This window comes from Niveispirillum lacus (assembly GCF_002251795.1).
Taxonomy (GTDB): Bacteria; Pseudomonadota; Alphaproteobacteria; order Azospirillales; family Azospirillaceae; genus Niveispirillum; species Niveispirillum lacus.
The window spans coordinates 375822-397216 of the sequence record NZ_NOXU01000032.1 but is presented as its reverse complement, the minus strand read 5'-3'; the positions used below and the strand labels follow the sequence as shown (position 1 = coordinate 397216).

General features: G+C 60.3%; 18 protein-coding genes. 12 read left to right on the top strand and 6 right to left on the bottom strand.

All coding sequences use genetic code 11. The features are described 5' to 3' along the window. Nucleotides 1-23: 23 nt before the first annotated feature. Nucleotides 24-1031, bottom strand: coding sequence for a zinc-binding dehydrogenase (locus tag CHU95_RS20850; protein WP_094458276.1), 1008 nt, complete (start codon nt 1029-1031; stop codon nt 24-26). Then, nucleotides 1028-2611, bottom strand: coding sequence for an FAD-binding oxidoreductase (locus CHU95_RS20845; RefSeq protein WP_207762571.1), 1584 nt, complete (start codon nt 2609-2611; stop codon nt 1028-1030). Before CHU95_RS20845 ends, CHU95_RS20850 begins: the two co-directional genes overlap by 4 nt. Before the next feature lie 207 nt (nt 2612-2818). Here CHU95_RS20845 and leuC point away from each other — a divergent pair, with 207 nt between their 5' ends. The 4 genes from leuC to CHU95_RS20825 all read left to right on the top strand — a co-directional run bounded on the left by leuC (nt 2819) and on the right by CHU95_RS20825 (nt 6629). Beyond that, the gene (gene leuC / locus CHU95_RS20840) at nt 2819-4228 is read left to right on the top strand and encodes a 3-isopropylmalate dehydratase large subunit (protein WP_094458274.1); all 1410 of its coding nucleotides are present in this window, start codon (nt 2819-2821) and stop codon (nt 4226-4228) included. A gap of 3 nt (nt 4229-4231) precedes the next feature. Beyond that, a complete protein-coding gene (gene leuD / locus CHU95_RS20835) occupies nt 4232-4840 on the top strand; it encodes a 3-isopropylmalate dehydratase small subunit (protein ID WP_094458273.1) in 609 nt (202 codons plus the stop codon). Nucleotides 4841-4868: 28 nt separating this feature from the next. Then, the gene (locus CHU95_RS20830; protein ID WP_094458272.1) at nt 4869-5729 is read left to right on the top strand and encodes an isocitrate lyase/PEP mutase family protein; all 861 of its coding nucleotides are present in this window, start codon (nt 4869-4871) and stop codon (nt 5727-5729) included. A gap of 102 nt (nt 5730-5831) precedes the next feature. Further along, a complete protein-coding gene (locus CHU95_RS20825) occupies nt 5832-6629 on the top strand; it encodes a helix-turn-helix domain-containing protein (RefSeq protein ID WP_094458271.1) in 798 nt (265 codons plus the stop codon). Here the strand turns inward: CHU95_RS20825 and CHU95_RS20820 are convergent, their stop codons facing one another. Next, nucleotides 6630-7850: a serine hydrolase domain-containing protein gene (locus tag CHU95_RS20820; RefSeq protein ID WP_094458270.1), complete on the bottom strand. Its 1221-nt coding sequence runs from the start codon at nt 7848-7850 to the stop codon at nt 6630-6632. 303 nt (nt 7851-8153) lie between these two features. Between CHU95_RS20820 and CHU95_RS20815 the strand changes: the two genes are divergently transcribed. The 5 genes from CHU95_RS20815 (at nt 8154) to CHU95_RS20795 (ending at nt 12428) form a co-directional block, all read left to right on the top strand. Continuing rightward, on the top strand, nt 8154-8567 hold the full coding sequence (locus CHU95_RS20815) for a c-type cytochrome (protein ID WP_207762570.1): 414 nt from the start codon (nt 8154-8156) through the stop codon (nt 8565-8567). Between the two features lie 34 nt (nt 8568-8601). Beyond that, entirely contained in the window at nt 8602-9795 is a 1194-nt protein-coding gene (locus CHU95_RS20810; protein WP_094458269.1) for an FAD-dependent oxidoreductase, read from the top strand. A 27-nt stretch (nt 9796-9822) separates the two neighbouring features. Next, nucleotides 9823-10581 (top strand): maleate cis-trans isomerase family protein, encoded by a 759-nt coding sequence (locus CHU95_RS20805; RefSeq protein WP_094458268.1) that lies wholly within the window; start codon nt 9823-9825, stop codon nt 10579-10581. A gap of 3 nt (nt 10582-10584) precedes the next feature. Further along, a complete protein-coding gene (locus CHU95_RS20800; protein ID WP_094458267.1) occupies nt 10585-11493 on the top strand; it encodes a polysaccharide deacetylase family protein in 909 nt (302 codons plus the stop codon). A 218-nt stretch (nt 11494-11711) separates the two neighbouring features. Beyond that, a complete protein-coding gene (locus CHU95_RS20795; RefSeq protein ID WP_094458266.1) occupies nt 11712-12428 on the top strand; it encodes a cyclic nucleotide-binding domain-containing protein in 717 nt (238 codons plus the stop codon). Nucleotides 12429-12468: 40 nt separating this feature from the next. On the opposite strand, the gene CHU95_RS20790 is transcribed toward CHU95_RS20795, so the two are convergent. After that, nucleotides 12469-13623: a glycoside hydrolase family 88/105 protein gene (locus CHU95_RS20790; RefSeq protein ID WP_207762569.1), complete on the bottom strand. Its 1155-nt coding sequence runs from the start codon at nt 13621-13623 to the stop codon at nt 12469-12471. A gap of 102 nt (nt 13624-13725) precedes the next feature. Then, nucleotides 13726-14481, bottom strand: coding sequence for a FadR/GntR family transcriptional regulator (locus CHU95_RS20785; protein ID WP_094458265.1), 756 nt, complete (start codon nt 14479-14481; stop codon nt 13726-13728). 121 nt (nt 14482-14602) lie between these two features. On the opposite strand from CHU95_RS20785, the gene CHU95_RS20780 reads away from it, so the two are divergent. From CHU95_RS20780 to CHU95_RS20770, 3 genes are all read left to right on the top strand, one after another. Further along, on the top strand, nt 14603-15526 hold the full coding sequence (locus CHU95_RS20780) for a DUF4861 family protein (protein ID WP_094458264.1): 924 nt from the start codon (nt 14603-14605) through the stop codon (nt 15524-15526). A gap of 320 nt (nt 15527-15846) precedes the next feature. Next, on the top strand, nt 15847-18450 hold the full coding sequence (locus tag CHU95_RS20775; protein WP_094458263.1) for a TonB-dependent receptor: 2604 nt from the start codon (nt 15847-15849) through the stop codon (nt 18448-18450). A 63-nt stretch (nt 18451-18513) separates the two neighbouring features. Beyond that, nucleotides 18514-20163 (top strand): hypothetical protein, encoded by a 1650-nt coding sequence (locus CHU95_RS20770; RefSeq protein ID WP_094458262.1) that lies wholly within the window; start codon nt 18514-18516, stop codon nt 20161-20163. Between the two features lie 26 nt (nt 20164-20189). On the opposite strand, the gene CHU95_RS20765 is transcribed toward CHU95_RS20770, so the two are convergent. Then, nucleotides 20190-21170, bottom strand: a complete 981-nt coding sequence (locus CHU95_RS20765; protein ID WP_094458261.1) for an NAD-dependent epimerase/dehydratase family protein — start codon at nt 21168-21170, stop codon at nt 20190-20192. Nucleotides 21171-21395: the final 225 nt, after the last annotated feature.

Genomic DNA, 21395 nt, shown 5'->3' with positions numbered 1-21395 from the left:
TCCTTATGCTTGTGAGTGTCGGATCAACGAAGATCGACGGTGACCTTGCCCATTGACCGCCCGGAAAGCAGGTGCTCCACGGCGTCTGGCACCTGGGCCAGACCCGTGAATGGCGCGTCATCGAAGGTGACGGCAATTTTGCCAGCGGCGTGCAGGCTGAACAGTCTTTCGCGCGCGGCTGGCCACAGGTCGGTTAAACGGCCATTCATGAAGCCGCGCACCGATGCGCCCTTATAGTAGAGCTTGTTGCCAACGCGTGGTGCCGTGACGATTTCCGGCTTGCCGTCCAGGTCCTGGGCGGCCCCCGCCACGACCACGCGCCCCAGCGGGGCGACATTGTCCAGGAAAGCATCGAAGATCGTGCCACTGACGGTGTCGACGGCCAGATCCAGGGCATCACAAAACTCCGTGGACAGGACCTCAGCCACATCCTCGCGCTTGTAATCGATCACCCGGTCGGCGCCCAGCGACCGGACAAAGGCCGATTTCCGTTCCCCGCCACAGACGGCGACCACCCGCGCACCGGCCAGCTTTGCCAGTTGCACCAGCAGATGGCCAAGACCGCCCGCCGCTGCCGAAATGGCAACCGTCTCACCCGCACGTAGCCCGCCGACATGGTCCAGCGCCAATAGGGCCGACACACCGGTGGAGGCGAGCGCCAGATAGTCGCGATGGGCCGATGGTACTGGTATGAACTGTGCCGCCGGTGCAATGTTCGCTTGACGGTAACCGCCGGTGAAGCGGTTGGTGGCGGCGGCATCACCCGGCTTGAAGCCCGTGACCCCTTCGCCCACCGCCTCCACCACGCCGATGGCTTCCACCCCGGTCCAGGTAGGCAGGGGGATGCGGATGTAATCGACGGCGTTGCGCGCGATCTGGGTATCGAAGATGCCGTTGACGCCACACCAATGGTTACGCACTTGGATCTCACCGGGACCCGGATCGCGCAGTGGCTGATCCACGAGTTCCACTGCTTCACGGAAGCTGCGGGCGAAGCGAACCTGTTGCAGGGCTCTATAGGACTGGCTCATGTCGGGTCCTTAGCGAACCCCAGCACACCGGGATTAAGCTGTCGGTCGGGGTCCACCGCAACCTTGAGGGCGTCGAGCAGGGCGCGGCTGGCCTCGTCACGGCTTTCACGATAGGGGTAGGAGCGGCCAACCTGAAAATGACCGCAGCCAAAACGCCGGAAGGTGGCGATCAGGCGCTTGCGTGCCTCCGCCACTACGGTCGTCGCTTGGGGATTATCCGCATGTTCGGGCAGCCGGGCCATATGCGCGGGTTCCAGCGCCTGATAATGAACCGGCAGACGCTTTTCCGGCCAATAGATCACGGGTTCCACGATCAGGGCGTTGGTCGAGAGGGAGGTGAACAGGTATCCCGTCTTGATGCCGTGCTCGGCGAAGTCGTTGGCCATATCGCCGAAGACCTGCTCAAGCGCCTCATACAGGGCAGGGGCCTTGGACAGGGAGATCTGACCATGAATGGGAATCCAGCGTTCGCCACCCGGTCCCAGCGCGCTGTTCAGCGGGGGAAAGGGCATGGCGCGGATGACTTTGGCGATGGTGTTCGCCACTTCACGGCCATGATGTTCCGCCGCGATGCGCCGGGCGGTGGCCATATCATGTGCCACGCCTTCCGCCGACCGGCCCTCAGCGTTCAGATGCAGGGGAAAACTGTCCTCGGAGACGAAACTGCGGCCAGCCCCGGCGACCCGCACCGCTTCCCATAACCCGCGCAGCAGGGATTTCTGACGCGTGACGACGGCACCCAGCGCCTTGACGTCGCTGGTCATCGACGCGCGCTGCATGCGCACGCGTGTCAGGCCGGGGTCGAAGGCGCACATTTCGGCCGCGACACCGGCCCGTGCCAGGGCCGCCATGGCCCGCATCAGGTCGCCGCCGGTGGGGAATTCAAAGCTGGCGTAGTCCTCGTGTTTTGGGGCCTGGATCAGGCGCAGGGTAATATGGGCCTTTGTGCCGAAGGCCCCGCAATCACCGCAGAACAGGCCCGTCAGGTCAGGGCCGAAATGCCGGTAGAACGGCGTGTCGCCATCCTCCCCGCGTGCGCCGGTCCGCAGGATCGACCCGTCGGCCAGTACCATGGTCAAGGCCACCACACTTTCGCTGGTCGTCCCGTAATGGCCGGCCCCCAACATCGCGTTCTGCTGTGACACGCCCCCGCCGATGGTGCTGATCAGGCCGGACATCGGCCCGAAGAACGGGGTGCGCAGCCCGTGCGGTGCCAGGGCCTTGTTCAGGTCTATCCAGGTGCAGCCGGCCTCGACCGTCACCACCATATCGTCGGGGCGCAGATCAATGACGCGGTTCATCCGCCGCATGTCCAGCGAAACGGTGCCCGACACGGTGGGAATGTACCCGCCGGTATAGCTCATCCCGCCACCGCGCGGTGCCAGGGGCACCTTGTGACGGTGGAGCAGGGTGATGATCGCCGATAACTGCTCCAGATTGTCGGGTGCAACCACGAGAGCAACGGGTTCGGCACTTTCTGACCAGATATCGCCGCTATGCAGGCGGCGGGTCGTCGCGTCATCGGTCACGCCACCGGGGCCGGTGATGGCAAGCAAGGCAGCCTTCAGGCCGTTATCCATATTGTCCCCGTGCGAAACGCTGTCCGGCATAACCCTGTCCCCAATCCTCGACAATTCCGCGGCGCAGACTATCTGGCAGCGCGGTGCCCAGCGCGGTCGGGGCGTAAGATTGTCCGCAAGGCGGTCACAAGTCCGTGTGGGCTTGGCGCGGACGGCACGGCATGGTGTGTTCCGCGCAGATGATACTCAGGTTCCGGGGATCGGACGATGCCGTCAACCCTTTATGACAAGCTCTGGCGCAGCCATGTGGTGGTCGAAGAGGCTGGTGGGGTCAGTCTTGTCTATATCGACCGCGCCATGCTGCATGAGGTCAGCAGTCCGCAGGCCTTCGCCGCTTTACGAGAAAAAGGGTTGCAGGTCCGCCATCCCGCAGCCTTTCTGGCCGTCGCCGACCATTCGGTGCCGACCCGTGGTCGCGACCGTCCCATCGCCGATCCACAAGCCCGCGCCCAGGTCGAACTATTGCAGAAAAATGCCACTGATTTCGGTATCGACATGATTGGCCTGGATGATCGGCGGCAGGGGATCGTCCATGTTACGGGACCGGAACAAGGCTTTACCTTGCCGGGTTTGACCCTGGTTTGTGGTGACAGTCATACGGCCACCCATGGCGCCTTTGGCACGTTGGCTTTCGGCATCGGGTCGGGTGAATGTGAAAGTGTGCTGGCAACGCAAGTTCTGCGCCTGACCAAGGCCAAGACCTTGCGGGTGAATGTCCATGGCGACCTTCCGCCTGGGGTTGAGGCGAAGGATATCATCCTGGCCGTGGTGGGAAAGCTGGGCAGCAACGGCGCCATTGGCCATGCCATCGAATATTGCGGTCCCGCCATCCGTGCCCTGTCCATGGAAGGGCGCATGACCTTGTGCAACATGAGCATCGAGGCGGGGTCCCGCACCGGCCTGGTGGCGCCCGATGACACGACCTTCGCCTGGCTGAAGGGCCGGCCGCTGGCGCCCAAGGACGCGGATTGGGACGCTGCCGTCACCTATTGGCGAACCTTGCCCAGCGACGATGGTGCGGTCTTCGACAGGGAGATCGATATTGATGTCACCAAACTGGTGCCGCAGGTCAGTTGGGGCACCAGCCCGGATCAAGTGGTCGATGTCACGGGCCGCGTGCCCGACCCGGCCCATGCTGTCGACACCGAGACGGCAGCCAAGATGGTCAAAGCCCTGTCCTACATGGGCCTGACGCCAGGCATGCCGGTCCGCGATATTGCCATCGACCATGTCTTCATTGGCTCCTGCACCAATGGAAGGATCGAGGATTTGCGTATCGCCGCGCGCATCCTCAAAGATCGCCATGTGGCTGACGGGGTGCAGGCCTTGGTCGTTCCGGGATCGAAGGCGGTAAAACAGCAGGCAGAGGGAGAAGGATTGGATGCCATCTTCCGTGCGGCCGGTTTTGACTGGCGGGAACCCGGATGTTCGTTATGTGTGGCGATGAATGACGACCGGCTGCCGCCCGGTGCGCGTTGCGCCAGCACGTCGAACCGGAATTTCGAGGGTCGGCAAGGTCAAGGGGCGCGCACCCACCTGATGGGCCCGGCCATGGCGGCGGCCTCTGCCATCGCCGGCCAAATCACCGACCCGCGTGATTTTCTAGGGGAGGCTTGATCCATGCAGCCCTTTACGACCCTGACCGCCATCGCTGCGCCGCTGGACGAAGCCGATATCGATACGGACATCATCTATCCCGCCCGCTTTCTGACCATCACGGAGAAGAAGGGGTTAGGCCGTTACGCCTTTCATGACCGCCGCTATGACGGGCAGGGGCGGGAGGTGGCGGATTTTATCCTGAACCGCGATCCCTGGCGCCATGCTGGCATCCTGGTCGCCGGCCCCAATTTCGGCTGCGGGTCCTCGCGTGAACAGGCACCCTGGGCCATTCTGGACTTAGGCATCCGCTGCATCATTGCCCCCAGCTTTGGCGAGATTTTCCGCGGAAACTGCTATCGCAACGGCATGCTGCCGGTCACGGTGGGGGAGGCGGATCACGCGGCCCTGCTGTCTGATGCCAGCGCTGGTGCCAGCCTTCAGGTTGACCTGACTGCGCGCACCATCACAAGGCCCGATGGTTCTGAAATTACCATCCTCATTGATGACGGTAAGCGGGATGCGCTGCTGAATGGCTGGGACGAGGTGATGGGCATCCTCAACCTTTATGCCGGTGCCATCGATCGGTACGAGCAGGAGCGCCGCCGCCGCCTGCCCTGGCTCACCCGCTGACTATCTCCATTTTCACACAGAGAACATCATGGCCAATCCCATCCTTCGCCAGAAACTGGCGTCCCGGCAGTTCATCACCGCCCCCGGCATTCAGGACATGATCGCCGCCGTCGTCGCCAACAAGGTCGGTTTCGACATTGTCTATGGCAGCGGGTACTGGACCGTGGCGTCGGCCTACGGTCTGCCCGATGCCGGTATCGCGTCGGTGACACAGATGGTCGACCGTATGGCGACCCTGGTCCGCACCTGTAACGCTGCCGTCGTGGCCGATGCCGATACGGGTTTCGGTGGCCTGCTGAACGTACATCACACGGTCCAGGCCTATGAACAGGCCGGCATCACTGCCATCCAGATCGAAGACCAGGAATTCCCGAAAAAGTGCGGCCATACGCCGGGCAAGCGCGTCGTCCCCGCCGAAGAAATGGCCGACAAGATCCGTGTCGCGGTGGAAGCGCGTCGAGATGAGAATTTCTTGATCATCGCCCGCACCGATGCACGGCAGAGTGAGGGACTGGAAGGGGTTCTGCACCGCATGAAGCTGTATGCCCAAGCCGGAGCCGATATCCTGTTCCCCGAAGCCCTGACCAGTGATGAGGAGGCACGCATCGTCACCGGCTCGATCGATAAGCCGATGATGGCCAATATGGCCGATGGCGGCCTAACCCCCATTCGCGATGCCAAGACACTGGAAAGCCTGGGCTACTCCATGGCCATCTTCCCGGCCATGACCAGCCTGGCGGCGGCCGCGGCCATGGAGACGGCATTGCTGAACCTGAAGCAGACGGGCACCAGCCTGTCACCCGATATACCGCTGTTCAATTTCAAGGAGTTCTGTTCCCTGATCGGGTTCGAGCATGTCTGGGCGTTTGATAAGAAGTGGGCGCGCTGACCCACACTGTCCAACAGGCGGATAGTTGATAACGCCCTGTGCGACCGGTACCCTCTAAGCTTGGCACCATCCAACCGTCATATTTGTCGGGGGGAGGGGTGAATGGAAAAGGGGGTGCCGATCCGCGCCATCAGTCGTGCCATTGCGGCCTTGAAGGCGATCAACCGGCAGGGGTCGCTGACCATGATGGAGATCGCCCGGTCGGCGGAGGTGCCCTATCCCACCGCCTGCCGGCTTGTTCAGACCCTGGTCTATGAAGGGCTGGTGGAGCAGGAACCGGATCGAAAGCGCTATCGCCCCACGGCCATGGTTCAATCGCTGGCCTATGGGTTTCAAGATGACGACCGGTTGGTGGAAATTGCACGACCACATATCGTGTCGCTGACCCGGCGCATTGGCTGGCCCATCTCGATCGCAGCGCGCGTCGGCCGCAACATGATGCTGCGTGACAGCACGCACGCCAACACGGCCCTGACCTTCGAACGCTATTATCCGGGCTTCACCCTGCCCGTGCTGGACAGTGCGTCGGGCAAACTCTCCATGGCCTATACGCCGGATGAAGAGCGCGAGACCCTGCTGCGCTGGATGAAGGTGTCGCAGGAGGTGGACCCGGAATATCTGAAAGCCGCCCGTGCCGCCCTGAATGTGGAGCGTATCCGGTCACAAGGTTATGCCGTCCAGGGTCGCAACCACCACAATCTGACGCCGGGCAAGACGGCCTCGATCGCCGTGCCCATTTTCCTGGGCGAGTATTTCAAGGCGGCGATGACCATGATCTTCTTCGCCTCGGCCATGAAGCCGGAGGCCGCGCTTGACCGCTATCTGGACGATCTGAAAGGCACCGCCGACATGATCAGTGCGGAACTGACCCAGGCGGCGGTGCAAAATCATAAAGGGTGATTACCTCTCCTGCGCGACCAGCGTCACCGGGGTCACCAGCCCCCGCAGCAGGGTGTTCGGCAGGTAGGCATTGTCCCAGTCCATCGTTTTCGGTGGGGTCGGCCCCATGCGCAACGCGATCAGGCCCGTTCTGCGCGAGACAAAAACCGTCTGGTTGCTATTGCCGTCGAACAGGAACAGGTCCTTGTCCAGGTAGGGTTCGGAATGCAGCACCTTCGGACCGGGCGCGCCTGGCGCACCGAAACCGCGGCGCTCGACATAAGGACCGGCGACCCAAAGCCCCAGGCCATAATGCCGGTTCTGCGCCGTAGCGGTGGCCATTTCCTGCACGTATCCCCGAGGCAGCAGCCGTTTGCCGCCAACCATACCATCATCCAGCAGCAGCTTGGCCATGTGCAACCAAGTGCGGGCTGGGAGCATCATGCAGCAGCCGGAATGGGCAAGCCCGCCCGGTCGGTTCACCCAGACCTCGCCACCTGGTGCCCCGGTTGGGACCAGCAGTTCCGTGCCGACAAACTCCGCATAGCGTCGGCCCGTCGCGCGCTCAATCACCAGCGCTACCAACTCTGACGTGGCGTTGGAATAGCCGTACCGTGTGCCCGGAGCATCGGTCAGAGGATAATCGTTTACGATGTAAGTGCCGTGATCAACCGACAAATAGGCCCGGTTCCAGGGATGGTTGGGGTCGGCATTGAACCCCTGTTCCAGAAAGCCGGTGCGCATATCCAGCAGGTGGCGGATCAGCATCGCTTCCTTTGGCGTGCCTTTCCACTCGGTGATGAAATCGGAAACGCTCTGGTCCAGGGATTTGATTTTCCCCATTTCGATGGCGCGCCCCACCACCATGGCCGTCATCGGTTTGGACAGGGATTTCGATGTTAGCGGCGTGTCAGCATTGCTGCTGCCAAAATAGGTCTCTTCCTGCAGCTTACCGTCATGCCAGATAATCAAGGCTTGGGCGCCACTGGCAGCGGCATAAGAACGGGCAGCGGAAAGTGCTTCGGCCCTGATGCTCTGTCTGCCCGGTTCCGCCATGGGAAGCGCAGCCATGACGGCACCGTGGACCGGTTCACGTGGCTGGTACAGGTTCTCCATCGGGCCACCGGCCGTCAGGATGGCCAAGCGTTGGGCATAGATCGCATCGGCTTCCGTCTTCGCCAATACAACGCCAGAGGTGGCCAGGGTCAGAAGGGTGGTCAACCAGAAAGACGCGCGCCGCATGCCAAACCTTCCCTTTTTCGGTCGGTCGCCAACGAAAAAGACCGCGGTGTCGAAGGATCGGCGCCGCGGTCAGTGTTCGGGAACTCAGTGCTCGCGATGCGGTGAACCGCCGGTCGCAGATTGATCATAGGGGTATTCCCCGCGCCCCTGACAGGATGAGCGGTTGTTTTATCCACCCTGTGGCCAGAATGGTCCGCCCGTATCGACGCGCCATGCGCCATGCGCCCAAATACCAACATGCGGATCGCCCGCTTTGATTGGTGGGGTTCCAAATAATGGTGCGGTATGGAGGCATGAACAGTCATGGCATTTGTCGGAAAGAACTATAGCCGCCTTTCGGCGCGCACCCTGATTCCTGCCATCATGGCCCTGGTTGTGACGTTGCATGCTCCGACGGCTCTCGCCCAGGCTGCGCCGGATAAGGGTGAGCGTCTGTTCCTGCGGTGCCGCACCTGTCATGAGGTGGCAGCAGGCAAGCCCCACAAAGTTGGCCCCAACCTGCATGGGTTCTGGGGTAAGCCGGCCGGTCATATCGAAGGGTTTAAGTATTCCGACGCCCTGCGCAACAGCGGCGTCGTCTGGGATGAGAAGACGCTGGATGTCTGGCTGAAGCACCCGACCACGCTGATCAGCGGCACAACCATGGCCTTTATCGGTCTGCCGGAGAAGGCCGACCGGGATGCTTTGATCGCCTATCTGCAAAAAGCCACCAAGTAACATCCCCACCCGCATAAACAGAAAGGCATTTCCCATGATCCGAACGCAGGTGGTGATCGCCGGCGCCGGCCCGGTTGGCACGGTTGCGGCCTATTATCTGGCCCGCCAGGGTATTGATGTTCTGGTGCTGGAAGCCGGTGCCGACTGTGCCCAGGACCTGCGTGCTTCGACCTTCCATCCGCCGACCCTGGAAATGCTGGACAGTTTGGAGATCACGCCCTTCCTGCTGGAGAAAGGCCTTAAGGCACCGATCTATCATTACCGTGACCGCCGCACGGGTCAGATCGTCGAATTCGACCTGGGCGAATTGGTTGGCACGACGCGTTATCCTTACCGTCTGCAATGCGAACAGTATCATCTGGCCCGTGCCCTGGCAGAGAAACTGGAGGGCCATCCCAAGGCTACCGTCAAATTCGGAAGCCGCCTTGTCTATGTCAATCAGGACGAGACGGGCGTGGATCTGGCCTATGAGACGCCCTTTGCCATTGAAAAGGTGCGGGCCGACTGGTTGATTGGGGCCGATGGCGCCAATTCCGCAGTTCGTAAGTGGCTGGGTATCGGGTTCGAGGGATTTACCTACCCCGAGAAGTTCCTGTGCCTGTCCACGGCAGAGCCGCTGGAAGATTATTTTCCGAATCTGGCGCATGTGAATTATGTCGCCGACCCCGAAGAGTGGCTGGTCCTGCTGCGTGTGCCGTCGGTTTGGCGCATCCTGTTGCCCGCCACGGCGGAAAGTTCGGATGCTGATCTGGTGTCGGATGAGAACCGCGACCGCGTGTTCCAACGGCTGATCGGCAAAACCGGGGTCAAAACCCATCACCGCACCATCTATCGCATGCATCAGCGGGTGGCGGACAGTTTCCGGAAAGGCCGGGCTTTCCTGGTTGGTGACAGCGCCCATTTGAACAATCCGTTGGGGGGGTTCGGCATGAACAGCGGTATCCATGATGCCTTCAACCTGTGTCAGCGCCTGACCGCCGTCATCAAGGATGGCGAGGATCAGGGCACGCTGGATCAGTTTAGCCGTCAGCGCCGGGGTGCGGCCCGCAGCTTTGTCCAGGCGCAGACCATCCAGACCATGGAAATGATGAAGGAAGGCCATGTCTCGGCGCAGGAAAAGCGCCGTGACGAGATGCTGGCCATCCGCAACGATCCGGAGAAGCGACGGCAGTTTCTGCTGCGTCAGGCGATGTTCCAGAGCCTGGCCGACGCAGCCGCCATTGACTGATGCTTATCCGCAGACAGGGGATAGACCATGCAGAGTGACGGCAAGGACAGCCGCGGCTGGCGTAAAGTGTTCGGCGTGCTGGGGCCCAGCACCAACACCACGGTTCAGCCCGACTATGATGATATGCGCCCCGCCGGTGTGACCAACCATTACAGCCGGATCATTGTTTCCAACGCCCAGGCCATCAGCAACGAGACGTTTCTGGCGGGAACGCAAGCCATTGCCGACAACACGGTCGATGCCGTGAAGGCGGTGATGACCTGCGATCCGGACTATCTGGTGATGGGCATGTCAGCCATCACCTTCTATGGCGGTGCAGAAGGAGCGGCCAGGTTCCGTCGACAGATCCGGGAGATTAGCGGACTTTATCTCTCAACCGGCTCAGAATCGCTGGCCGCCGCCATCGCCGCCTATGGCGGGGTGAAAAAGGTGGCCTTTGTGTCGCCCTATTTTCCGGTCGCCAATGAGCAGGTCCGCAATTTCCTTTCAGATTACGGGTATGAGACGGTGCGCGACGTACCGCTGCAATGCCCGTCCTGGACTTCTATCGCGCGGGTCGGTACCAGCCGTTTGCGTGAGGTTCTCAAGCAACTGGATGGCGATGATGTCGACGCGATCCTGCAGGTCGGCACCAACTTGTCGATGGTCAGGCTTGCGGCGGCCGCCGAAATGTGGCTTGGCAAGCCGGTGATCGCCATCAATACCGCCACCTACTGGCACGCGCTGCGCGCCAACGGCATCCAGGACAAGGTCTACGGCTTCGGCCGCCTGCTGGAGGAATTCTGAGCCATGCTCTCCTATGATTACGTGCCGCTGCCCCACCGTGGTCCCCTGCGCTGGCCCGATGGCAAGAAGGTCGCGCTGATCCTGACCTTCAACCTGGAAACCTGGGACCTGACCAAGGATACGGACAAGCCGTACTATGCCGGCGGCCCGGCTATCCTGCCGGATGTTCTGCCTGGCGATACGCCCGACTTTCCCAATTTTACGTGGCGTGAATACGGGCAGCGGGTGGGCATCTGGCGGCTGTACGACCTGTTCGATGAAATGGGCGTCAAGGCAAGCTGCACCACCAACGCCGTCACCTTTGAACGGCGCAAGGCCATGGTTGATGCTTGCCTGGAGCGCGGTTGGGAACTGCTGGCCCATAATTACGAACAGGGCGAGCTGCTGACCAATTTCGCCAAGGAACCGGCCAAGGAGCGCGACATCATCCTGCGCTCGATTGAGATGTATGAGCGGCATGTGGGCCGCCGGCCTCTGGGCTGGCTATCCTCGTCCCTGCGCGGCACCTTGAATACAGCGGGCATCCTGGCCGAACAGGGTTTCCTGTTCTATTGCGACATCATGAATGATGATCAGCCCTTTCCGTTGCGCACGGAAAACGGGCCGCTGGTGTCAGTACCCTATTCCAACGAAATCAACGATTTCACGTTGTTGACCCGGCGTAACCTGACGACGGATGCCTTCCGTGACACGTTGATTGAGGAATTGTCGGTCCTTCGTCAGGAAGGGGCGAAGACGGCGCGGTTGATGAATGTCGGCCTGCACCCGCATGTCACGGGGCGTGCCTATCGCATCCGGGGGCTGCGGGAGTTTTTGGAATATGCAAAGAGCCTGGACGATGTCTGGTGGCCGACCCGCGAGGAATTGGCCCGCTGGTACTTGGCCAACAGTGAAGGCCACATGCCGGCCTGACCATGTTCGTCGATGAGCGGCCCTGGTACCGGCTTGTGCCAAGGCCCTGTTTTCATCAGTGCGGTCCCGCCTTCACCGTCTGCAACCCTCTGCATCTTGCCGTTGGGTGCGGCAGGTGTTGACGGGGTCCGGCCTGATCACTTACCAAGCGATATGCCAAGCTATCGCTGTCGCCTGTTGACAGGGGCTATCCTTGGTTTGTGCGCAGGCCAGCTTCCATGATCAAGCAAGACGACCTGACCCTTGTGCGCAGTTTGCCCATGTTTGCCAGGGTGACGCCGGCACAATTAGACTCTCTGACACGGCATGGGTCCTTGCAGCGTTACCCGCGTGGCACCCTGTTATTTCAGGAAGGGGAACGGGCGGATTTCCTGATGGTGCTGCTGGAAGGCGGCGTTGAGCTGTTTGCGCGCGATCAGGCCGGTACTGAGGCTGTGGTCGAAACCCTGTTCCCGGTCGACAGTTTCATCCTGGCCGCAGCCTTGACCGGTGCGCCCTATCTGATGTCAGCGCGGACGCTGCTGCCGTCGCGGGTGCTGCTGCTGGATGCTGCAACATTCCGGGCGACGGTGGCGGCCGATCCTGACCTGTCTGCCCCGGTGATGGCGGAACTGGCCCAGTATTTTCGGCGCCTTGTCCGGCAGATCAAGGATTTGAAGCTACGTACGGGTGTGCAGCGTTTAGGATGCTACGTCCTCGGCATGGCGGGGCCTGCTGATGAGGTGCAGCTACCTTTTGACAAGCGCACTCTGGCATCACGGTTGGGCATGACAGCGGAAAACCTCTCCCGCGCTTTTTCCACGTTGCGTGACCATGGTCTTTTGGTCCAGGGCAGCCGGCTGCTGATCCTGGATCGTGACAAACTGACCCTGTTCTCGCGACCGGACCCACTGATTGATGCGCAGGAAGGGCCCTTGTCCCTGACCGGGGAGTAATTGGACCCTTTCTGTTTCCGTCAGGCAGTGCGGGACCGCGTCAGAGCCGTGACATTGCGGCAGCGGCCAGAAGAAATGCCCCTACACCATAATATTGCGTGTCCTGAGGCTCCACCTGCTCCGGCCGGTCGCTGACCTGCTGTACCCAGCCCAGCCGGCCATCCGGCTGCAGCGACAGGGTCAATGCGGCCCAGCCGCGCCGTGCAACCGGTTCATATTCTCGCCGTTCCAGCAACCCCTGCTGCACCCCCCAGGCAATGGCGTAAGTGTAGAACGCCGTACCGCTGGACTCGGGAGGCGAATTTTCCGGTGCCAGCAAAGACGGGGGCCAATAGCCGTCCGGTTTCTGTGTGACCTTGATCTTGCGGGCCATTTCCTTGAACAGGGCCTCAATACGTAACCGGTCGTCACTGCCCGGTTCCAGAAGCGGGATGATTCGGGCGAGACCAGCCAGGACCCAACCATTCCCCCGGCTCCAGAACATTTTGCGCTGCTTTTCGTCACGGCGTTCAAAGAAACGACTGTCGCGGTAGTAAAGGCTTTCTGCCGGGTCATAAAGGAAGTCCGTTGTCGCCCAGAATTCCCGTAGCGCAAATGCGCGATAGCGATCATCCCCGGTCTGGCGTGCCATTTCCAAGAAAGCCGGTGGCGACATAAAAAGGGCATCACACCAGCACCAGCGGGTCAGACATTCGGCATCATTGTATCCTGTTGGCGGCACATAGAAGGCCAAGTTCACCCGTGCTGGATTGGCCAGGACATGATCGAAAACCCTTCTTGTGGGTTCGATGGCACCGGGTCCAGCCCCGTGCTTTGCGGCCCAGAGATAGGCCTGGGCGATAGCATGATCATCGGCATGATAGGGACGGTCAGCCGGTTTCCAGGCATTGGCAGCACCAAGGTCCAGGATGGCTTTCTTGATGTCCACCGGTGCCCCCGCCTCCGCCAGTTCTGTCATCCCGATCCAGAAAACCGCCTGTTCCCACCCGCGCGGGTTACGGGTGCCGGCTGTCGCACGGGGTATAAGGCTGGTATCGTTCATCCGCGCCAACTGCCAGCGGGCGAGCGCCACACCTGTATCAATCGCGGCCTTGGCGGCAGGCGCCTGGGCCGCTTCTGCTGCCACCGCTGTGACAGGCGGGAGCAACAAGGGCAGGGCCAGCAACATGATGGCAAGGGCTGTCGGCTTCTTCATGCGAGATCCTTGGGCGATCGATCAATCAAGATGAAGGTGAATGGAACGGACGCCAGCAGCACCGCCGCCATCATCCGGGGCTGGTGCCAGTCATTGCGGCACTCACGGTTTGGCCTCCCCGCGTCCCTTGCCGCGCGCACCGGCGCTCAACATTGAATGACGGGTCAGGCTTTCCTGCATATGGTGGCGGGCAGCGTCCCGGGCGCGCTGAGGGTCCATACGCACAATGGCCTCCAGGATGGCCTCATGTTCCCCATGAACCTTCGCGGCATAGGCGCGGTGAGCTTCCGCGGGCTGATCGCGCAGATAAAGATTGCGCGGCGGGACAAGGCGCAGGCCCAGGAACTCCACAAAGCGAGCGTAATAATCATTCTGGGTGGCGCGGGCGATGCACATATGAAAGGCGGTGTCCGCCTTGGCTGCGGCCACCGGATCGTTTTGCAGATCATGCATGGCCTGAAGCGCGTCCTGGATGGCGCCGATATCAGCGGTGGTGCGTCGCGCCGCTGCCAGACCGGCCATTTCTGTCTCCACACCCAGGCGCATCTCCAGCAACTTTACAATGTCGGCCAACTCATTCACCTCGTCCCGGGTAATCTGAAAGGCCCGGTATTCGGCGGTATCCGCTACAAACATCCCCGATCCCTGACGGGACGTGGCAAGGCCCTGGGCCATCAAGCGGGCGACCGCCTCACGCACGACCGTGCGGCTGACATTTTCAGTCTCGGCAATTTCCTTCTGTGTAGGCAGGCGTGTACCCGGTGCCCAGTCACCCGACCGGATCCTGGCCTCCAGTTTGATGAAAAGGTCATCCGTCAGGGACGTTGTGCGTGCCAGTTCGTCACTGTTTGTGCCCATCGTTATCACATGCGCCACAGCGCCCCTGCTTGTCATATCAATCATTGTCCGCTACCCCTATCGTAACATCAATCATGTCAATGGTCGACCAGTCCGCAACCGATTTTCGGGAGGTTGTCATATGTATCATCCCTACATTATCGCCCTGACTGTCCTGACCATTTGTTGTTTCGTAACCGCGCCGGCGGTTTCGCAGGAACCGGTGCCGAAGGCGCAATTGCCTGTTCAGGCGGACCGCAGCCCGCAGGCCCGGGTGACCCTGGCGGATTACCGGTATGACGACCTGATGTGGGAGAACGACCGGACCGCCCACCGTATCTATGGCCACGCGCTGGAGGCCGCAGAGCCCCCTTCCGGGTCCGGGATCGATAGCTGGGGCAAAAAAGTGGTCTGGCCCTTTATGGATCGTCAGTTGCGCACCCGCGACTATCATAACGACCTGGGTGAAGGGTTGGATTTCTACAATGTTGGTCAGGGGCGGGGCGCCGGTGGACTGGGCATTTGGCAGGATAACAAGCTATGGACATCGCGGAATTTTCGGGCTCATCGCATCTTAAAAAATGGCCCGGACCGCGCCGAATTTGAGGTGGACTATGCCCCCTGGCCAGTTGATCTCGATCGCAAAGTCTGGGAAACGCGGCGTTTCACCCTGCCTTTGGGCAGCCATTTCACCCGCATGGTTTCGACCTTGTCATCCGACCGTCCAGAACCGCTGATCGTTGGCATCGGCATTGGCAAGAAGACAACAGGCAATGGGGGGGAGTTGACGGTTATGCGGGACAAGGGCCTGATCTCCTGGTGGGGTCCGGATGATCCGCTGCGCGGACGCATGGCGGTGGCGGTGCGGGTGGACCCGGCGATGATTGTGGATGTCCGGCAGGATGCCGACAATCACCTCGTCCTGTTGCGGGTCACACCGGGCCAGGCCTTTGTCTACTATTCCGGTTCCGCGTGGAGCCGTGGGAGGGGCGGCTTTACGGACCGCGTCGCATGGGACAGCCATGCTGCCGCCGAGCCGGTGGATTTTACAGTGTCAGCGCAATAGGCCCCGAGGATCACCACTCGCCGTATTTATCAGACAAGTGGGCGCGATGCGCCCAGATTACCTTCCCACAAACCCACCGATCGCCTGAAGATGTAAGTTTCTGGTCATGCCAAAGTTGTCATACGAATTTGTTGACAGCCGGCCTGGCCGGACGCATCATATCCCCATCGCTTCCCCATTGGCCGGACCGGTACCGTCAGACCCTGTCCTGTCCGGGTTCATTCCGAACCCGTCGGCCCTGGGGGAAAGATCAGCCAAGAAAAGACGGCACCGCTTCACGCCAAAGCGGGAGGGTGCCGCGCATGTGGGAGGGATAGGTTATGGCCAGTTGGGCTGTTCGGGGTGCAAGCATTTTTGCCGGCGGCGTATCGCTAGCCGTGCTGACCATGTCACCGGCATTGGCACAGAGTGAGGCGTCGGAACAACCGGTTCTTGATGAAATCATCGTCACCGGTCTGCGCGCGTCATTGGAACAGGCGGTCGATATCAAGCGGGATGCCCCGCAGGTGATGGATGTCATCACGGCCAGTGACGTGGGCAAGTTGCCGGACATCAATGTCGCAGAGGCGCTGCAACGGGTTACGGGGGTGCAGATCACCCGTGTCTTTGGTGAAGGCCAGTCTGTCTCGGTTCGAGGCCTTCAGCAGGTACGCGTGGAAGTCGATGGACGTACGTTGCTGGGCTGGTCTGCCCGCCTGTCACCGCCGGAAAATGACCAACTGGGGCGGTCGTCGGGCCTGGACAGTGTGCCCTCCAGCCTGTTTGGCAAGCTGGCCGTCTACAAAACGCCACTGGCGTCACAGGTTGAAGGCGGCCTGGGCGGCACCGTCAACCTGACCACACCCAAGCCTCTCAGCTTCAAGGAACCTACCTTCACCTTCCAGACACAGGGTGTTTATTCCCAGGTCACGGACAAGGTGGAGCCGGCCTTCACTGGCTTTGGTACCACCAAGTTCGCCGACGGCCGTATTGGTGTGATGTTGGCTGGGGAGTATCAGAAGCGTACCTCCACCACCCAGGCTTTTGAGCGCAACAATTTCCTGAACAGGACCTATACCGGCACGAATGCTGGTGTGAATCAAACACCGGCATTGCTGCAGTACGAAAGTTTTGTCGTCGACCGTTCACGCACGGGTGTGAATGGCGCCATCCAGTTCGAAGCGACGCCGGAACTGACCCTGACGGCTGACGCCCTGTATTCAAAACTGGTGACCGGCCGACATCAGGACTTTTTCAGTTTCCGTTTACCCACCGGCAGTAATCCTGTCACGAACCGCGTGACGGAAAACAACATGGTAGTGGCTGGGAATGCCAACGGCACGGTCACCACGGCCGGACAAATCCGCAACGAACCGACGGAAAGCTACCTCTACGGGCTGAACGCAAAATATGCGGATGACGGCCTGAATGTCGAAGCTGACGGCTATTATAGTCGCGGCACCATAGATCAGACCATCCAGATCATCACTTTGCAGGCCACTGCCGCCGTACCGGGAGCGTTTGATTTCCGCGATCAGACTGTGCCATCGCTGACCTTGGGCGGGACCTTCAATCCCGCCAACTATGCCTCCTACAATCCTGCTGGCAATGGTGTCCGGTCGAACCGGCTCCTCGGTGTGTTGGACGAATGGACCGGTAAACTGGATGTCAGCTACGAATTGGAGAGCGGCCTGACCCTTGCCGGTGGCTTCCGCTATACTGATCTGGGGGCACGGTCCAATGCCTATCGCAGCCAAGTGACGCCCACACGGGCGGAGATCGAACCTTATCTGACCGTGATCGATGCCAGGAAGTTCCTACCGGACATTCCGGGATCTTTCCCGCGGACCTTCCTCTCTACGGCGCCAACATTCGATTATGTGTTCACCCGCGCGCAGGCGGCACAGCCAAACCCAAATCCGAATGACCGCTCTACCCTGCTGCCGAACAGCCAGCGCGATTACGATTTTTCCGAAAGAACGCTGGGCGGCTATCTGATGGTGTCGGGTGAGGGAGAAGTCGGGGATATTCCCTTCCGGGCCAATGCTGGCGTGCGGGTAGCGCGAACGCGACTGTCAATGGATACCTTCCTGAATGTCGGAACCACCAGCACCCTGGTCACTGACAAAAACAGCTATACGAATGTTCTTCCCAGTGCCAACATTGCGTTTAATGTTACCGATGACTTCCTGGTCCGTGTTGGCGCGTCACAGACGATGCAACGTGCATCGATCGCAGATCTGGCGCCATCGAGCTTCTTCAATGCGACAAACCTGTCGGTCACCGGTGGCAATGCACAGTTGAAGCCTCCAGTGTCCACGCAGGGGGATGTAAGCTTTGAGTATTACCGCGGCAAGAGTTCGCTGATTTCCGGTGCGGTTTTCTACAAGGATGTCGATGATTTTATCGCCAGTTTTGTGACCACCGGTGTGGATACCAACCTTGATCCGCAAGGCCGTGAACTGGTCTTCTCTCGCCCAGAGAATCTGGCGAGTGCCAAGATCAAAGGGTTTGAGATCGGTATCCAGCAGTTCATGGATTTTCTACCGTCGCCATTCGATGGTCTGGGCCTTATCGCCAACTATACCTATTCGGACAGCGAAGATAATGCCGGGTTTCCGCTCGTCGCGGTTTCCAAGAACAGCTACAACCTGATCGGCCTTTACGAAAAGGGCGAATTCTCCGCCCGGCTTGCGTATAATTACCGTGATGAGGCTGTCTTTGAGTTCTCCGAAGGTCGGCCCAGCTTTATCGGCGCGCGCTCGCAACTGGATGCGCAGGTCGGGTACCAGTTGACCAAAGAGATCTCGGTTTCCCTGCAGGCGCAGAACCTGCTGCCCAAGAAGTCGGCGACATCAGAATACAGCAATTTCAACGAAACGGCCCTGAACAGCTATGCCCTTTCGGAACGCCGCTTCTCCGCAGGGGTTCGGGCGAAATTCTGATCCGTGCGGGCCCGGCCTTTGTCAGACCGGGCCCGCATTGTTCATCTTTTGGGGAACCAAGACATGATGCGCCTCTGGCTATCCCTTGTGCTGTCAGCGACGACCCTGACCGCCCAGGCCGCAGACCTGCCGAAGATCCTGTCGGACAAGGCAGTGCGGGCGGCCCATCCGCTGCCTGATTTTTCCTATGCCGGTTACGAGTTCGGTCTGGGGGTCATCCCGTCGGATCCTGGAACCATCATTGACGTGACCACCTATGGGGCAGTGCCCGATGATGGCCTGGACGATACCAAGGCGGTCCTGCGAGCGCAGCAGGCTGCCAATGCCGTCAACGGTAAGGTTACCCTGCGTTTTCCTAAAGGGCGCACCCAGATCACAGAGGTCCTCCGCATCACGCGGTCCGATTTTGTGATGGATGGTGCGGGTGACGGGCCGGGGGGAAGCGAACTATACTTTCCCCGCCCATTGAAGATGATCGACGACAGCCAGGATTTCCATGAGTTACGCCAATATCTGGTTCGTGAGAAAAAGTACGAGGTACAGCCCGAACACAATATCAACTACCTGTTTTCAGAATATAGCTGGGCCGGCGGTATGATCTTTGTGGGGCCGGACCGGACACGTCCCGCCTCGTATGACCCGGCCTTAGACCGACGGGACCAGACGCTGGCGAAAGGGATCGCTGGCAAGCAATTCGACCGTATAGTGACCGTGGATGATACTTCGCGCCTTACGGTAGGCGGTGTTCTGCGGGTAGAATGGTTCGCCACGGCCGGCAAGGACAGCCCCATCCTGAAGTCACTTTATGGTGATACAGACCTGCCCATCGGCTCGCATCACTGGACCTCGCCCGACCGTGCCGTCGTGGCGCAGTCGACAAGAATTGTCGCGATCCGCGGCAAGCGGGTGACGCTGGGCGACCCGCTGCTGCATGATGTCCGCGCTGACCAGCCGGCAGTCCTTAGCCGGTGGGACCATCTGACCCGGGTCGGCATCCAGAATCTCCGCCTGCAGTTTCCGGAAAGCCCGTCTTTCGGGCATCACCTGGAACAAGGGTATAACGGCATCTATATGACCGGCGTATTTGACGGTTGGATACAGAACCTGACGATCGACAAATCGGATAGCGGCATCCTGACCGACAATGCTGCCAGCCTCACAATCAAGGACATTGTGACCTCCGGTGATCGGCGGGCCCACTATTCGGTCCATGTCGGGGCAACGCATAATGTTCTGGTCGAGAACCTGACCGTCGAAAATCCGGTCATTCATCCGTTGTCGGTCAATACACGGTCTACCCGCGCTGTTTTCCTGCGCGCGCAGGTGAAACGGGATGCGGTGATTGATCAGCATAGCGGGTCAAATCATCAGAACCTGTTCGACCAGATCAGCATGTGGATCGACCCTGCTGAAAAGCAGGGGGAATGGCGTTATCGCCTGTGGGTTGGGGGCGGGGCTTCTTACTGGAAGCCGGGTCACGGTCTTTACAACACGGTGTGGAACGCCAGACTGATCATACCCGACAGCGTACCGCCAGATGCGGCGGTGACCATCACCAGCGGACTGGAGGGGCCAGGGGAGCGCATCATCGGCCTTCACGCCAACCGGCCCCTTGATGTGCGCTACACCCCGCAGCCCTATATCGAAGGCACCGGCAAAGCGCTAGACGCGGTTCCATCGCTTTATGAATACCAGCGGGCCCAACGCCAGTGACGACAGGCGGCCGGTAAAACACCCGATCAGCGATCGTAGAACTCACGGAACCAGGCCACGAAACGAGGTATCCCGTCAGCCAGGCTGACGGTTGGTTCATAACCCAGGTCGCGTTGACTGCTGGTTATGTCGGCGCAGGTGCGAATGACATCACCGGGCTGCAGGGGGCGGTAATTGATTGCTGCCTTCTGACCCAGCGCCGCTTCGATCAGGGTGATCATGTCGGTCAGCCGCTCCGGTCGATGGTTGCCCAGATTATAGACTGCATGCGGTACACCATCGCCGTCAGGGGCCGGCGGGTTCAGGTGCGCAGCGCGGACACCCGCGACAATGTCGTCGATATAGGTGAAATCTCGCCACATCTGTCCTTCATTGAACACGTCGATGGCTCGACCCGCCAGGATCGCGTCGGTAAACAGATAGACCGCCATGTCCGGGCGTCCCCAGGGACCATAAACGGTGAAGAAGCGAAGGCCGATGGCCGGGATTTTAAACAGATGGCTATAGGTATAGGTCATCAGCTCGTCGGCACGTTTGGTCGCGGCGTAGAGCGAAATCGGCCGGTTGACAGCGTGATCCACAGAGAATGGCGTCTCTTTGTTAGCCCCATACACCGACGATGAACTGGCATAGACAAAATTACGCAAGCCCGGCAGCGCTCGTGCCAGTTCCAACATCACCACCTGTCCTTGCAGGTTGGATTGCACATAGGCGTAGGGGTTGATCAGCGAATAGCGCACACCAGCCTGGGCCGCCAGGTGAATGATTTCTGTGATATCCGGGTGCTGTTGCCGGATGAAATCGACAAGGGCGATGTCGGCAATGTCCCGGCGATAGAAGATGAAGCCTGGATGCCGGGAGAGGATCGCAAGGCGCGCCTCCTTCAGCCGTACATCGTAGTAGTCATTGACGTTATCAATGCCAACAACGGTTTCACCCGCATCCAGCAGAGCCTGGGCAACCGAAAAGCCGATAAACCCCGCCACGCCCGTCACCAGTTTGACCATTACCGCACCACATTCTCACCGTGTCCCATGCAGCAAACGATAGTGACCATGCCGCGTTTGCTGAATGCTTGGCTGCAATAGGTACGCGGCCATGGCCTCTATTTCCAGCGCTGCGTAGATGTTGGCGTTGGGAGCACTGGGCGGATGGTTCCTGATTGGTTTTTGCTGCCATGGTTTTGTTGAAGCGATTGACCACACGCAGGGTTGCGTCATGCGTGACCTGGA

What these genes read in the sequence shown, in the direction of transcription:
- CHU95_RS20850 (WP_094458276.1), bottom strand. Translation starts at nt 1,031, where the DNA reads ATGAGCCAGTCCTATAGAGCCCTGCAACAGGTTCGCTTCGCCCGCAGC.
- CHU95_RS20845 (WP_207762571.1), bottom strand. Translation starts at nt 2,611, where the DNA reads ATGGATAACGGCCTGAAGGCTGCCTTGCTTGCCATCACCGGCCCCGGT.
- leuC (WP_094458274.1), top strand. Translation starts at nt 2,819, where the DNA reads ATGCCGTCAACCCTTTATGACAAGCTCTGGCGCAGCCATGTGGTGGTC.
- leuD (WP_094458273.1), top strand. Translation starts at nt 4,232, where the DNA reads ATGCAGCCCTTTACGACCCTGACCGCCATCGCTGCGCCGCTGGACGAA.
- CHU95_RS20830 (WP_094458272.1), top strand. Translation starts at nt 4,869, where the DNA reads ATGGCCAATCCCATCCTTCGCCAGAAACTGGCGTCCCGGCAGTTCATC.
- CHU95_RS20825 (WP_094458271.1), top strand. Translation starts at nt 5,832, where the DNA reads ATGGAAAAGGGGGTGCCGATCCGCGCCATCAGTCGTGCCATTGCGGCC.
- CHU95_RS20820 (WP_094458270.1), bottom strand. Translation starts at nt 7,850, where the DNA reads ATGCGGCGCGCGTCTTTCTGGTTGACCACCCTTCTGACCCTGGCCACC.
- CHU95_RS20815 (WP_207762570.1), top strand. Translation starts at nt 8,154, where the DNA reads ATGGCATTTGTCGGAAAGAACTATAGCCGCCTTTCGGCGCGCACCCTG.
- CHU95_RS20810 (WP_094458269.1), top strand. Translation starts at nt 8,602, where the DNA reads ATGATCCGAACGCAGGTGGTGATCGCCGGCGCCGGCCCGGTTGGCACG.
- CHU95_RS20805 (WP_094458268.1), top strand. Translation starts at nt 9,823, where the DNA reads ATGCAGAGTGACGGCAAGGACAGCCGCGGCTGGCGTAAAGTGTTCGGC.
- CHU95_RS20800 (WP_094458267.1), top strand. Translation starts at nt 10,585, where the DNA reads ATGCTCTCCTATGATTACGTGCCGCTGCCCCACCGTGGTCCCCTGCGC.
- CHU95_RS20795 (WP_094458266.1), top strand. Translation starts at nt 11,712, where the DNA reads ATGATCAAGCAAGACGACCTGACCCTTGTGCGCAGTTTGCCCATGTTT.
- CHU95_RS20790 (WP_207762569.1), bottom strand. Translation starts at nt 13,623, where the DNA reads ATGAAGAAGCCGACAGCCCTTGCCATCATGTTGCTGGCCCTGCCCTTG.
- CHU95_RS20785 (WP_094458265.1), bottom strand. Translation starts at nt 14,481, where the DNA reads ATGGGCACAAACAGTGACGAACTGGCACGCACAACGTCCCTGACGGAT.
- CHU95_RS20780 (WP_094458264.1), top strand. Translation starts at nt 14,603, where the DNA reads ATGTATCATCCCTACATTATCGCCCTGACTGTCCTGACCATTTGTTGT.
- CHU95_RS20775 (WP_094458263.1), top strand. Translation starts at nt 15,847, where the DNA reads ATGGCCAGTTGGGCTGTTCGGGGTGCAAGCATTTTTGCCGGCGGCGTA.
- CHU95_RS20770 (WP_094458262.1), top strand. Translation starts at nt 18,514, where the DNA reads ATGATGCGCCTCTGGCTATCCCTTGTGCTGTCAGCGACGACCCTGACC.
- CHU95_RS20765 (WP_094458261.1), bottom strand. Translation starts at nt 21,170, where the DNA reads ATGGTCAAACTGGTGACGGGCGTGGCGGGGTTTATCGGCTTTTCGGTT.